The sequence below is a fragment of the Yimella radicis genome, assembly GCF_054778255.1.
On record NZ_BAAGZR010000003.1, the window covers coordinates 235,212 to 248,704 of the forward strand.

Genomic DNA, 13,493 nt, shown 5'->3' on the forward strand with positions numbered 1-13,493 from the left:
CGCGTCAGTCGACCCAGACGCGGGCGTTGCGGAACATCCGCAGCCACGGGCTGGCGTCGCCGAGGGGGCCGTCGGTCCAGCTCATCTGCACGTTGCGCTGCACCCGCTCGGGGTGCGGCATCATCGCGGTGAACCGGCCGTCGGGGGTGGTGACGGCGGTGAGGCCGTCGGGCGAGCCGTTGGGGTTGGTCGGGTAACCGGACGCGGGATTGCCGGCACCGTCCACGTAGCGCGCGGCCCGGATCACCGACTGCTCGTCGCCACGCGCAGCGAAGTTGGCGAAGCCTTCTCCGTGAGCGACCGCGATCGGCAGCTTCGAGCCCGCCATGCCGGTGAAGAAGATCGACGGGTTGTCGAGGATCTCCACCTGCGACAGGCGCGCTTCGTACTGCTCCGACCTGTTGCGGGTGAACCGCGGCCACGCCTGCGCTCCCGGAATGAGGTCGGCCAGCGCGGCGAACATCTGACAGCCGTTGCAGATGCCGAGACCGAAAGTGTCCTCGCGGTGGAAGAACGTCGAGAACGTTTCTGTCAGAGCCGGATTGAACAACACCGAACGCGCCCAACCTTCACCGGCGCCGAGGGTGTCTCCGTAGGAGAACCCGCCGCAGGCGACCAGGCCGACGGCGTCCGCGAGGTCGAACCGTCCGGCCTGCAGGTCGGTCATGTGCACGTCGTACGCCTCGAACCCGGCCCGGTCGAACGCGAACGCGGTCTCGACATGGCTGTTGACTCCCTGCTCGCGCAGGATCGCGACCTTGGGACGTGCACCGAGGTTGAGATAGGGCCCGGCGACATCGTCGGCCGGGTCGAAACTCGGGGCGACGACCAGACCCGGGACGTCGGTGCCGACCGCCGAGTGCTCGGAGTCGGCGCACTCGGGGTTGTCGCGCAGCGACGCAATACGCCACGACACCTCGTCCCACGCCTGTGCGAGGTCCGACAGAGGTTCCTCGACGGCAGACCGACCGGCGATCTTCACCCGGATTCGCTTGTCGGAGTTAGGCTTTCCGATCACTGTGACCTCGCCGCACCCCGCGAGAGCAGCGAGCGCCTCGTCGACCTGCGCGGAGGGCACCTCGACGATCGCACCGAGCTCCTCGGTGAACAACGCCTGGATGCTGGCAACCTCGAGGTCGACACCGGTGTTGCCGGCGAACGCCATCTCAGTGGCAGTCGTCCACAACCCACCGTCGGAGCGGTCGTGGTAGCTGAGCGCAATACCGCTCGCGCGCAGCGCGTTCACGCCATCGACGAGAGCGACAAGTCGCGCGGGGTCGTCGAGATCGGGCACCTCCCCGCCGAACTCAGCATTGACCTGAGCCAGTATTGAACCGCCGAGCCGGTTTCGGCCGGCACCGAGGTCGACCGCCAAGAGTGTGGTGTCACCGCCGCGCAGCTGCGGGGTGAGCGTGCCGGTGACATCGGGCAGGGACGCGAAAGCCGACACGACGAGCGTCACGGGCGAGGTGACCTGCTTGTCGTCCCACTTGGTGCGCATCGACAGGGAGTCCTTGCCCACCGGCACCGAAACGCCGAGCGCGGGGCACAGTTCCATGGCGACCGCGTGGACGGTGTCGAACAGCGCCGCGTCCTCGCCGTCCTCGCCGCAGGCCGCCATCCAGTTGCACGACAGCTTCACGCCGGACAGCGTGATCGGAGCGGCGACGAGGTTGGTGATCGCCTCACCGACGGCCATGCGGCCGGACGCCGGACCGTCGACCGCTGCCAACGGCGACCGTTCGCCGCTGCTCATCGCCTGTCCGGCGAGGCCGACGAAATCGGACAGCGTGACCGCGACATCGGCCACCGGCACCTGCCACGGACCGACCATCTGGTCGCGGTGAGTCAGACCGCCGACAGTGCGGTCACCGATCGTGATGAGGAAACGCTTCGAGGCCACGGACGGGTGACGAAGCACCGCGTAGGCCGACTCGCGCAGGTCGATGCTCGACACGTCGAGCGGCGCCGTCGAACGCTCCACTCGGCGGACGTCGCGGGTCATCCTCGGCGGTTTGCCGAGCAGCACCTCCATCGGCATGTCGATGGGGTGGTCGTCGCTCTCGCCCGCGAGCACCAGTTGCGCATCGTCCTTCGCCACGCCGACCACGGCAAAAGGGCAGCGCTCGCGTTCGCAGAGCGCAGCGAACTGGTCCAACGAATCTTCCTGCAGCGCAATGACATAGCGCTCCTGGGACTCGTTGCACCAGATCTCCTTCGGCGCGAGCCCGGACTCCTCCAGGGGCACCGCCGACAGATCGAAGCGGGCACCGAGGGCCGCGCCGTCGACGAGTTCGGGGAAGGCATTGGACAGTCCGCCGGCCCCCACATCGTGGATGGCGAGCACCGGGTTCTGCTCGCCCATCGCCCAGCAGTGGTTGATGACCTCCTGCGCGCGCCGCTCGATCTCGGGGTTGCCGCGTTGCACGGAGTCGAAGTCGAGTTCGGCGGCGTTGGTGCCCGAAGCCATCGACGATGCCGCGCCACCGCCCATTCCGATCCGCATCCCGGGGCCACCGAGCTGAACGAGCAGCGTTCCCGCGGGGAAGATGATCTTCTCGGTCTGGTTCGCGCTGATCGCCCCGAGGCCGCCCGCGCTCATGATCGGCTTGTGATAGCCGCGGCGCACCCCGTCGACGGTCTGCTCGTAGACGCGGAAGAAACCACCGAGGCCCGGCCGTCCGAACTCGTTGTTGAAGGCGGCCGCGCCGATCGGCCCCTCAATCATGATGTCGAGCGGGGACGCGATGTGTTCGGGTGCGCCGTAATCCTTTTCCTCCCAGTTTTCCTGAGTGCCAGGAAGATTCAGGTTCGAGACCATGAATCCGGTGAGGCCGGCCTTGGGTGCGGAGCCGCGGCCGGTCGCGCCTTCGTCGCGAATCTCGCCGCCCGCGCCGGTGGCCGCACCGGGGAACGGGCTGATCGCGGTCGGGTGGTTGTGCGTCTCGACCTTCATCAGTACGTGCACCTCGTCCGGGTGCTCGCCGTAGGGGGACGGTTCGGCCTGCTCGGCGGGCATCCACCGTGTGACCGGCCCACCGGCCATGACCGAGGCGTTGTCCTTGTACGCGACGACGGTGCCCTCGCCCGCGACGGCCTCGGTGTACCGGATCATCCCGAACAGCGACTGGGTCTGTACTTCGCCGTCGACCACGAAATCGGCGTTGAAGATCTTGTGGCGGCAGTGCTCGGAGTTCGCCTGTGCGAACATCATGAGTTCGACATCGCTGGGGTTGCGGGAGAGCCCGGTGAACGCCTCGACCAGGTAGTCGATCTCGTCGCCGGAGAGGGCGAGACCGAAACGTGCATCGGCCTCCTCGATCGCCTCGCGCCCGCGACCCAGAACGTCGATGCGTTCCATCGGCTCGGGGTCGCGCTCGTCGAACAGGTGCGCCGCTGCGTCGTGATCGGCGAACGCCGTCTCGGTCATCCGGTCGTGCAGGACGGCAGCGGCCGCGTCCCAGTCGTCGACCTCACCGGTGAGCACGAACTCCGTCGCACGCTCGACACGATGCACTTCGATGCCGCAGTTGTGGACGATGTCGGTCGCCTTGGACGCCCACGGCGAGATCGTGCCGAGCCGCGGCGTCACCACGACCAGGGTGCCCTCGGTCGGGCCCTCGTAGGCGTCGCCGTAGGTGAGGATCCGGGTGAGGGAGTCGCGGGTGAGGTCGTCGAGTTCACGGGTGCTCGCGACCCAGTGCACGTACCGGGCATCGACCCCGGTGACATTCGGCTGCACCTGCTGCAAGCGCGTCAGCAGCGCTCGGGCCCGGAAGCCGGAGAGGGCGGAGCCGCCTGGGACGTGGGTCAGGACGAAGTGCGACGAAGCCATGAACGAGGGCATCTCCAGAGGCGACCGGCAGGAGCCTTCAGCCTATCGACCACCCATCGCGTGACCGCCGGGCCACCACCCGTCGCCTCTGCGCCGACCAAAGCGCTTGGGCAAAGAAGCCGTCGTGATAGACAAGGAGATCAACGGATTCATCGCCAACCGCATCCTCAACGCCACCCGGGACGAGGCCGTGTTCCTGCTCGAGGGCGGTTATGCGTCGATCACCGACATCGACGCCGCCTGCCGTACCGCGCTCGGCCACCCGAGGGGCCCGTTCGAACTGCAGGACATGAGCGGCGTCCCGTTCCGGGTTGAGGATTCCAGCCCGCAGATCCGTCAGACCCTCGCCGACTGGGCCGAGCGCTTCGCCCGAGGCAGCGCGTGAGGCTCAGCGGAAGGCCGCGACGCCGGTCAGCGCCTGACCGATCATCAGCTGGTGCACCTCTGAGGTGCCCTCGTAGGTGAGCACCGATTCCAGGTTGTTGGCGTGGCGCAGGACCGGGTACTCGAGCGTGATTCCGTTGGCCCCCAACAGGGTTCGGCACTCCCGAGCGATCTGAATGGCTTCCCGGACGTTGTTGAGCTTGCCGAGGCTGATCTGCTCGGGGCGCACACCGCCGTTGTCCTTCAGCGAACCGAGGTGCAGCGCGAGCAGCATCGCCTTGCCCCATTCGAGCGTCATGTCGGCGAGCTTGGTCTGGGTGATCTGGTAGCCGGCGAGCGGCTTGTCGAAGATCTCGCGGTCGCCGACGTAGGAGATCGCCGCTTCGATGCAGTCACGCGCGGCGCCGACCGCGCCGAACACGATGCCGAAGCGAGCCTCGTTCAGACACGACAGCGGACCGGACAGACCTGCTGCTTCGGGCAACATCGCCGAGTCGGGCAGACGCACGTTCTCCAGCACGATCTCACCCGTCACCGATGCACGCAGCGACAGCTTCTTCTTGATCTCCGGAGCGCTGAATCCCGGCGTGTCCGTGGGCACCACGAAGCCACGGATCTCCTTGCTCGATTCCCCGGTCTGCGCCCAGACCACGGCGACATCGGCCACCGGTGCGTTCGTGATCCACATCTTGGAGCCGTTCAACACCCAGTCCTCACCGTCGCGACGGGCCCGCGTCCGCATGCCTGCGGGGTTGGAACCGAAGTCGGGCTCGGTCAACCCGAAGCAACCGATTGCCTCCCCGGCCGCCATGCGCGGCAGCCACTCCTGTTTCTGCTCCTCGCTGCCGAACCGCCAGATGGCGAACATCGCGAGCGAGCCCTGCACCGACACCAGCGACCGAATACCAGAGTCGGCCGCTTCGAGTTCGACGCAGGCCAGGCCGTACGCGGTCGCGGACGTTCCGGCGCACCCGTACCCCTCCAGGTGCATGCCGAGCAGCCCCATCTCCCCGAGCTTCGGCGCAAGTTCCTTGACCGGGACGGTGCCGGCTTCGTACCACTCCTGCAGGTGCGGGCGAACTTCGGCGTCGAGCAGCTTGCGGACGGCCGCGGACATGTCACGGTCGTCGGATTCGATCAGCGTGTCGATGCCGAACAACTGCATCGGGCTCTGGGTTGCCATGGGGTGGGACCTTTCAGCTGGTGAACGCGTTGATGCCGGTCTCGGCGCGGCCGATGAGCAGTTTCTGGATCTGGGAGGTGCCTTCGTAGAGCGTCATCACGCGGGCGTCCCGCAGGTACTTCTGCACGGGGTACTCGTCGATGTAGCCGTAGCCACCGAACGCCTGGATGGCGAGATTGGCCGACTTCACGGCCGTCTCGGACGCGAACAGCTTCGCCTTCGAGGCTTCCACCTTGAAGGGTTCGCCCTTCTCCAACAGGTCGGCCGCGCGCCAGGTCAGCAGGCGGGCCGCATCGGTGTCGACGCTGATGTCGGCGATCATCTCCTGCACCAGTTGGTAGGAGGCGATGACCTTGCCGAACTGCTTGCGCTCGGTCGTGTAGTTCACGACCTCGTCGAGGCAGCCGGCCGCGATTCCGACACACCCGGCAGCGACCGAGACCCGACCCTTGTCCAGGGCCGACATCGCGATCGACATTCCCTTGCCCTCGTCACCCAGGCGGGCGGAGGAGGGCACCCGTACCTCGTCCAGGAAGATCTCCGCGGTCGCCTGACCGCGCAGGCCGAGCTTGCCCTTGATCTCGCGGCGCTCGAATCCGGGCGAATTCGTCGGCACCAGGAAGGCACTGATGCCCTTCGGCCCGTCCGGGCTGGTGCGCGCGAACACCAGGCAGACGTCCGCCCAGGTGCCGTTGGTGATGAAGATCTTCTGTCCGCGCAGCAGGTAGTCGTCGCCGTCCTTGACCGCCTTCGTCTTCAGCGAGCCGGGGTCGGACCCGTTGTCGGGTTCGGTCAGTCCGAAGCAGCCGATCGATTCACCGGTGACGATGCGGCGCAGCCAGTGCTGCTTTTGCTCCTCGGTGCCGTAATCGAGAATCGGCTTGCCGCACAATCCCATCGACACCGACACGAGTCCACGCACGGACGAGTCAGCACGACCGAGTTCCTCCATGCCCAGGCAGTAGGTGATCCAGTCGCCGCCAATGCCGCCGTACTGCTCCGGGACGGTCAGCCCGAGGAAGCCGATCTCCGCGAGCTTGGGCACCAGAGCGAGATCGATCGACTCGGCACGGTCCCAGTCACGCCGGTAGGGCAGGACCTCCTTGGCGAGGAACTCACGGGCCACCTGCTGGAAGCCACGCTGTTCGTCGTCGAGGGTCAGATCCACCATCACGTCCCGCTCTCTGAGAACCACCCGGGCAATGTCTGGATCCTGCCACCTCAGGGGATGAAAACGGCCGTGGTGTCTCGCCCATTGTCCGGACACTCACGACCGAACCGGTCCACGACGTAGCGTGAGGGGGTGACCGAGGCACCCACCATCAGCACCGTCGGCGAACTTCGCGCGAGCGGCCATCAGCACAAGCACATCCGCGAAGAGATCCGCGACAATCTGCTCGCGGCCCTCGCCGAGGGACGCAACCCGTGGCCGGGCCTGCACGGCCTGGACGACACCGTCGTCCCCCAGTTGGAACGGGCGCTGATCGCCGGTCATGACGTCGTCCTGCTGGGCGAACGTGGCCAGGGCAAGACCCGCATCCTGCGTACTCTCGCCGGGCTCCTGGATGAGTGGACGCCGGTGATCAAGGGGTCCGAACTGGGTGAGCACCCGTACGACCCGATCACCCACGCGTCCAAGCAGCGTGCCGAGGAACTCCGTGACGACCTGCCGATCACCTGGCGGCACCGCGCCGAGCGGTATTCGGAGAAGCTTGCAACCCCCGACACCTCGGTGGCCGACCTGATCGGTGACGTCGATCCGATGAAGGTCGCCGAGGGGCGCAGTCTGGGCGACCCGGAGACGATCCACTTCGGCCTGATCCCCCGCTCGCACCGCGGCATCGTCGCGATCAACGAACTGCCCGACCTCGCCGAGCGCATCCAGGTCGCGATGCTCAACGTGATGGAGGAGCGAGACATCCAGATCCGTGGCTACCTGCTGCGCCTGCCGCTGGACGTGCTGGTCGTCGCGAGCGCCAACCCGGAGGACTACACCAACCGCGGACGCATCATCACTCCGCTCAAGGACCGCTTCGGCGCGGAGATCCGCACCCATTACCCGGTCGAGCTCGATGACGAGGTGGCCGTCATTCGGCAGGAGGCACATCTGGTCGCCACCGTGCCGGACGCACTCGTCGAGATCCTGGCCCGCTTCACCCGTGCCCTGCGTGAGGCGTCGTCCGTCGACCAACGCTCCGGTGTCTCGGCCCGCTTCTCGATCGCAGGGGCGGAGACCATCGCGGCAGCGGCGCTGCACCGCAAGGTGATTCGTGGCGAGGACGACGCCGTGGCTCGCGTGGTCGATCTGGAAACAGCGGTCGACGTGCTCGGCGGAAAGGTGGAGTTCGAGGTCGGCGAAGAGGGACGCGAACGCGCGGTGCTCGACCACCTGCTGCGTACCTCGACAGCCGACACCGTGCGTCACCTCTTCAAGGGACTCGACCTGGCTCCACTGGTGGACGCGTTCGAGAACGGCTCGATGGTCACGACCGGCGAGCGGGTGACGGCCAAGGACTTCCTCGACGGACTTCCCTCGCTCGCCGGATCGACGCTCTACGACGACATCGCCGAGCGGGTCGGTGCGACGACGGACGGCGAACGTGCCTGCGCGATCGAGCTCGCACTGGAAGGCCTGTACCTGATCCGCAAGGTGGGCAAGCAGTCCGGCGACGGCGAAACCATCTACGGCTGAACGGAATTCGAATGACCCATCGCTCCCGTTACGGGAAGTACACCGGCGGACCCGATCCGCTGGCTCCTCCCGTCGACCTCGCCGACGCACTTGCCGCGATCGGTGAGGACGTCATGGCCGGGTACTCCCCCGAGCAGGCGATGCGCGAGTACCTGCGACGCGGCAGCGAGCAACAGCGCGGGCTCGATCAGTTGATGCAGCAGGTGTCGAAGCGACGCGAGGAGATCCTGGCGCGCAGCAACCTCGGCGGCACCCTGAAGCAGGTCAAGGAGCTTTTGGACAAGGCGGTGCTGGAGGAGCGCAAGCGGCTGGCTCGCGACCTCGACGACGATGCCCGGTTCGCCGAGATGCGGATCGAGAACCTCCCGCCGTCTCCCGCGCAGGCCGTCACCGAGTTGGCCGACTACCCGTGGCGGTCGGCCGATGCGCGCGAGCACTATGAGCAGATCAAGGACCTGCTGGGTCGGGAACTGCTCGACCAGCGGTTCGCGGGTATGAAGCAGGCCTTGGAGTCCGCGACCGATGAGGATCGAGCCGTGGTCACCGAGATGCTGCGCGATCTGAACGAGCTGCTGGCGAAGAAGGCAGCCGGGCAGGACGTGGACGAGGCGTTCGAGCAGTTTATGGACAAGCACGGCGACTTCTTCCCCGAGAACCCGCAGAATCTCGACGAACTCCTCGACGCGATGGCAGCCCGTGCTGCGGCCGCGCAGCGAATGATGAACTCGATGACCCCCGAGCAGCGTGAGGAACTCATGCAGTTGGCCGGGCAGGCGTTCGGATCACCGGAGCTGATGGAGCAACTCGCGCAGCTCGACTCCCAGCTGCAGTCACTGCGTCCGGGCGAGGACTGGGGCGGCTCGGAGGAGTTCGGCGGCGAGGAAGGACTTGGTCTGGGCGACGGCACCGGCGCGCTGCAGGAGCTCGCCCAACTCGACGACCTCGTCCAACAACTCGACCAGGACCGGCCGGGAGCCCGGATGGACGACATCGATCTGGACGCCGTCTCCAAGCTGCTCGGCCCGGAAGCGGCGCTCGACGCACGCACGCTCGCCGACCTCGAGCGCGAACTGCGCGACACCGGATACCTGACCAAGGGGTCGGATGGCGCACTTCGCCTGTCCCCCAAGGCGATGCGGCAGCTCGGCAAGACGCTCCTGCGGGATGTCGCCGACCGGATGTCCGGTCGCTCCGGGTCGCGGGACATGCGTCGATCGGGTGCCGCGGGCGAACTGACCGGCGCCTCGAAGCAGTGGGAGTTCGGGGATACCCAGAGCTGGGACGTCACCCGCACCATCACCAACGCCGTCCAGCGCAAAGCTGCGGACGGTCGGCGGGACGGACGCATCCGGATCGAGATGGGCGATGTCGAGGTGGTCGAGACCGAGGCGCGCACCCAGGCCGCGGTGGCTCTGCTGGTCGACACCTCGTACTCGATGATCCGCGCCGGTCGATGGGTGCCGATGAAGCGCACTGCTCTCGCGCTGCACCAGCTGATCTCGACACGCTTCCGCGGAGATCACCTGCAGCTCATCGGTTTCGGGCGGAACGCCGAGGTCATGGGCATCGAGGAACTCACCGCGTTGTCGGGCATGCAGTACAAGGGGACGAACCTGCACCACGGGTTGCTGTTGGCCAATCGCTTCTTCCGCAAGCACCCGTCCGCACAGCCGGTGCTGCTGATCGTCACCGACGGCGAGCCGACTGCGCACCTCGAACGCGACGGACAGTCCTTCTTCGACTACCCGCCGCACCCGTTCACGCTCGCGGTCACCGTCCGCGAGTTGGAGACCGCCGGACGGATGGGCGCGCAGACCACCTTCTTCCAACTCGGCGACGAGCCGTCGCTCGGACGCTTCCTCGGCGAACTCGCCAAGCGGGTCGACGGCCGCGTGGTCACCCCCGATCTCGACGATCTGGGCAGTGCCGTCGTGGGTTCCTTCCTCGGCTCGCGCACCGACCTGCCGCACGATCTGTACAGCGAGTTCGGCATGGGCCGCGGTTGGTGGGCTTAGCCCCACCGACAGACACCACTTCCCGGACGTCGACACAGCGACCCTTCTCGATCGCAAAGGGGTCCCACATGAACACCCCCGCACTGCGCCGCGCTGCCGCCTCATCGCTGTCGGCACGGTGGCCGGCCGCACCGCCTCATTCCCGACCTCGACCCGCGGTACGGGTACGTTGACGTCACCCTGACCAGCCACGACGCCGGCGGCGTGACCGATCGCGATGTTCAGCCTTGGGGGTCATATCAGCGGTTTCGCAGCGGCTGCCGGCCTGTCGCTGCTCGATCAGAACTTGATCCACGCCGCTGCTCTGCACCGTTCGGGCGAGCGAAATTCCGAAGCGCGTGATCAAGCGTCGACCGGACGCGAGGCCACACCCGCTCGAACCACGGAGGCTGCCTCAGGATTCGGTGCCGGCTGCCAGGCTTCCGGCTCGCGCAGCGAGCCACTCGTCTCTGAGCGCGCCGTAGGTGTAGCCGTCGACCCATCCCAGTTCGGCGTGCCAGGAGTCCCCTCGCCCGTGCTGCTCGCGCCGCAGACCGGTCTTCTCCAGGATGCGTACCGAAGCGAAGTTGTCCGCGAAGCAGCCGGCCGTCACTCGTCGCAGTTCAAGGTGCACAAACGCAGCCTCGACCAGGCCGCGGGCAACGGCTGATCCCACACCGCGACCTTCGTACCCCGGACGGACGATGTATCCGATGCACGCGTCGGTCCCGCGAGGCTTGCCGGGCTGGCCCGCTCCGTCCTCGACCTCAAGGAATCCGACCCCAGCAAGCTCACCGTCGACCTCGGCGACGCAGGAGAAGTCCGTCTGGCTGGACGGAACGGCGAGCCAGCTTCGGCGTAGCTCGTCAAGGGTCTGGTGGGTGACGATCATCCACCGGTTGACTTCGGGCAGGTTGCGGAAGCTCGCGATGACCTCGATGTCTGCGTCTTGGGGATCGCGCAGCAACACACCGTTGATGGTCTTGGGCCAAGGACGAAGGGGAGGCACCCGCTGACACTCACAGCCGTAACGTCGATCGTCAAACGACTTTCCCGCTGTCGCCGACGCACGATGCTGTCCTCGTGTTGAGCGGAGCGTCATGTAGCCGCGCTTTGTGCGTGCGACGGCAGGGCTCGTTGTCAGCCGGTGTTGTGGAACTCGATCCAGTGCAGGTTGAGGGGTTCCCAGGATTGTCGCTCGTACGGTTTCGCCGGCTTCGTCGGCGTGGAGCGCGCGCCGGGTGGGGTTGCTGGGTCGGGCGGTCGGTAGCCGAAGCGGTCGCCGTACCGGTCTCGGAACACGAAGAACCCTGGGGTGAGAGCGGTGATGGTGAAGTCGCCGGCGTGTAAACGGTCGTGATGGAAGGGGCACACGCTGATCAGGTTGCCCAGGTCGGTGTTGCCGCCTTTGGACCAGTGGATGACGTGGTGCACTTCGACGTAGCGGTGGGTTCCGCACCCTGGGAAGCGGCAGCCGTGGTCGCGGTCGTGCACGAGGCGGCGGGTTCGTCTAGGGACGATGCGTTGGGTGCGTCCGACGTCTACGGGGTACCCGTTCTTCTCGATGATCGGCACGATCAGCCCGTCACACGAGAGTTTCTCGCGGAGTGCGGGTGGGAGGGCTCCGGCACCGCCCGACCAGCCGTGTCCGTGGGCATCGAGGTGGAACAGCACCCGGTAGGTGTCCGCCCGACCCGACACCCCCTGAGTGCCGGCGTTGAGGGAGCGGAGCATGGCTTCGAGGAACGCGTCCGCCAGGGTGATCCGCGGTTTCCCAGCCGCGTCCAAACCTTCACCCGAGTCGGCACCGAGGTGGGTGCCGCCGAACGCGGCCGGAATCCATTGAGCCGTGGTGTCTTCGTCGGACTCGATTTCGGGCTCCTGGCCGCAGTCCTGATCGCAGTTGTTGCCGCCATCACTGTCGGTGTGGCGGGTTTGCTGGAACAGCGCGTTCTTGGCTTCGTTCAACACCTGCTCGAGGAGTTCGCCCTGGTCGACGGGCCCGTCGAACTCCAAGTGATACTGGCCCTCGTCGAACCAGGACCGTAACTGCGCCGGCCGGGTGGACGGCTCGGGTTCGGGCACCTCGTCCTCGTCCACATCGTCGTCCAAGTTGTCGTCGGTGTCATCAGCGGGGAAGGGGTATTTCGCGACGGCTCGTCGGAGTTGGCCGACGTCGCAGTGTGGTGCCAGGCGGGTGACGTCTTCGTCGAACCCGGCCGGGACATGACGGGCGATGACCGCCAATTGGTGGAACGTGATCTCGGTGCGTTCGAACGCGGCGATCGCGTGCGGGAGTTCGTTCGCGCGGGAGGCGATGCGGACAATGTCTGTTGCGGCGGCGCGGGAGACGCCGGCGAAGCAGGTCAACCAGTGTTCCGGGGACCGGATCCCGGAGACAGCCCAGTGCTGTTCGGTGAGGGATTCGCGCATCACGGTGATGAGGTCGGCGTACGCGCCGGTGAGGGCACCGGCGACGCGTTCCAGGTCGTACCTGGCCACGTACGCGGGGTCGTAATCGTCCGCGTTGTCGAGCAAAGCCTCCGACGAAAACGGTTCGGGTTCAACCGTTTTCGTGGTGTCGACTGCTTCGTTCTCCCTCATACGAATAGTCAACCATCGAGCACTGACAACCACCGTGTGGTCACGTTTGCGTCGAGGGTTCGGGGTGGTTTCGGCACCGAGGGATTCGTTCCTCATCCGTCGCACTCCTGCTCGGAGTGGGCGGTTTTGTCGTTGCGGCCGACGGCCAGTCGCTCGCACCGACGATGAGCGTCCTGCTGGCTGCTCGCGCGATGCGGCCTCTGCCGTGATCGCCCTGCGCGGTCTCGTCGCAAGAGCGTTCGGACTCCTCGGTGCGTTCCTACCGTTGATCCTGCAGACACCCGCGGGTCTGTCGCCCGCCGCGTCTGGCATCACGCTGAGTATCACCGGATTGTTCTGGGCGGCTGGGTCCAACATCGCCAGCCGCCGGTACGTCCAGGCCCACAGCACCGAACTCCAGCGCAGCCGAATCGGGCTCGCGCTCATCGGAGTCAGCGGCACCGGCGTCCTGGCATACCTGCGCGACACGGCACGTACGCCATAGCACTGACGACCTGGGCGCTGTCGGGCATCGGTATGGGACTCTCCGTGAACTTACTGACGACGGCGCTGCTCGACCTGGCCCCTGAGTCCTCGCTGCGCTTCCACCAATCTGCTGCGAGCACGGTCGGCGTCGTGGCTCAAGGCCTCGCCGCGGCCGGCGGCGGTGCCGGGATCGCGCTCGCGGCGTCCACCGACGCAGTGTTCGTGGGCATCGTCGCTGCCGGAGTCGCGATCGCATTCATCGCCTACTTGGTCGCGCCGCGCATCGCAGTCGACTGTGCGACGAACTGAAGGTCGCGAGGCCTGACGCCGACCGCA

The 13,493-nt window shown here is 66.9% G+C and carries 11 protein-coding genes; 6 read left to right on the plus strand and 5 right to left on the minus strand.

Annotation, left to right across the window (positions count from 1 at the left end):
• Positions 1 to 4: 4 nt before the first annotated feature.
• On the minus strand, positions 5 to 3,835 hold the full coding sequence (purL, locus tag ACYU8W_RS02920) for a phosphoribosylformylglycinamidine synthase (RefSeq protein ID WP_499466473.1): 3,831 nt from the start codon (positions 3,833 to 3,835) through the stop codon (positions 5 to 7).
• A 124-nt stretch (positions 3,836 to 3,959) separates the two neighbouring features.
• Between purL and ACYU8W_RS02925 the strand changes: the two genes are divergently transcribed.
• Positions 3,960 to 4,220 carry a 3-hydroxyacyl-CoA dehydrogenase family protein gene (locus ACYU8W_RS02925; RefSeq protein WP_499466475.1) on the plus strand — a complete coding sequence of 87 codons (261 nt, stop codon included), beginning with the start codon at positions 3,960 to 3,962 and terminating at the stop codon, positions 4,218 to 4,220.
• A 3-nt stretch (positions 4,221 to 4,223) separates the two neighbouring features.
• Here ACYU8W_RS02925 and ACYU8W_RS02930 read toward each other — a convergent pair whose 3' ends face one another.
• Together ACYU8W_RS02930 and ACYU8W_RS02935 are read right to left on the minus strand one after the other, a co-directional pair.
• The gene (locus ACYU8W_RS02930) at positions 4,224 to 5,402 is read right to left on the minus strand and encodes an acyl-CoA dehydrogenase family protein (protein ID WP_499466477.1); all 1,179 of its coding nucleotides are present in this window, start codon (positions 5,400 to 5,402) and stop codon (positions 4,224 to 4,226) included.
• A 13-nt stretch (positions 5,403 to 5,415) separates the two neighbouring features.
• Complete coding sequence (locus ACYU8W_RS02935; protein WP_499466642.1) at positions 5,416 to 6,573, minus strand: acyl-CoA dehydrogenase family protein; 1,158 nt, start codon at positions 6,571 to 6,573, stop codon at positions 5,416 to 5,418.
• 132 nt (positions 6,574 to 6,705) lie between these two features.
• Between ACYU8W_RS02935 and ACYU8W_RS02940 the strand changes: the two genes are divergently transcribed.
• From ACYU8W_RS02940 to ACYU8W_RS02950, 3 genes are all read left to right on the plus strand, one after another.
• The gene (locus ACYU8W_RS02940) at positions 6,706 to 8,094 is read left to right on the plus strand and encodes a magnesium chelatase ATPase subunit I (protein WP_499466479.1); all 1,389 of its coding nucleotides are present in this window, start codon (positions 6,706 to 6,708) and stop codon (positions 8,092 to 8,094) included.
• Between the two features lie 11 nt (positions 8,095 to 8,105).
• Positions 8,106 to 10,109 (plus strand): vWA domain-containing protein, encoded by a 2,004-nt coding sequence (locus tag ACYU8W_RS02945; protein WP_499466481.1) that lies wholly within the window; start codon positions 8,106 to 8,108, stop codon positions 10,107 to 10,109.
• A gap of 138 nt (positions 10,110 to 10,247) precedes the next feature.
• Positions 10,248 to 10,451, plus strand: a complete 204-nt coding sequence (locus ACYU8W_RS02950; protein WP_240795923.1) for a 4a-hydroxytetrahydrobiopterin dehydratase — start codon at positions 10,248 to 10,250, stop codon at positions 10,449 to 10,451.
• 52 nt (positions 10,452 to 10,503) lie between these two features.
• Here the strand turns inward: ACYU8W_RS02950 and ACYU8W_RS02955 are convergent, their stop codons facing one another.
• Complete coding sequence (locus ACYU8W_RS02955) at positions 10,504 to 11,097, minus strand: GNAT family N-acetyltransferase (protein ID WP_499466482.1); 594 nt, start codon at positions 11,095 to 11,097, stop codon at positions 10,504 to 10,506.
• Between the two features lie 131 nt (positions 11,098 to 11,228).
• Positions 11,229 to 12,692 carry an HNH endonuclease signature motif containing protein gene (locus ACYU8W_RS02960; protein WP_499466484.1) on the minus strand — a complete coding sequence of 488 codons (1,464 nt, stop codon included), beginning with the start codon at positions 12,690 to 12,692 and terminating at the stop codon, positions 11,229 to 11,231.
• Positions 12,693 to 12,897: 205 nt separating this feature from the next.
• Here ACYU8W_RS02960 and ACYU8W_RS02965 point away from each other — a divergent pair, with 205 nt between their 5' ends.
• Both ACYU8W_RS02965 and ACYU8W_RS02970 read left to right on the plus strand, forming a co-directional pair.
• Positions 12,898 to 13,176: a hypothetical protein gene (locus tag ACYU8W_RS02965; protein WP_499466486.1), complete on the plus strand. Its 279-nt coding sequence runs from the start codon at positions 12,898 to 12,900 to the stop codon at positions 13,174 to 13,176.
• Positions 13,177 to 13,220: 44 nt separating this feature from the next.
• A complete protein-coding gene (locus ACYU8W_RS02970) occupies positions 13,221 to 13,466 on the plus strand; it encodes a hypothetical protein (RefSeq protein WP_499466488.1) in 246 nt (81 codons plus the stop codon).
• The last annotated feature ends 27 nt before the right edge of the window (positions 13,467 to 13,493 follow it).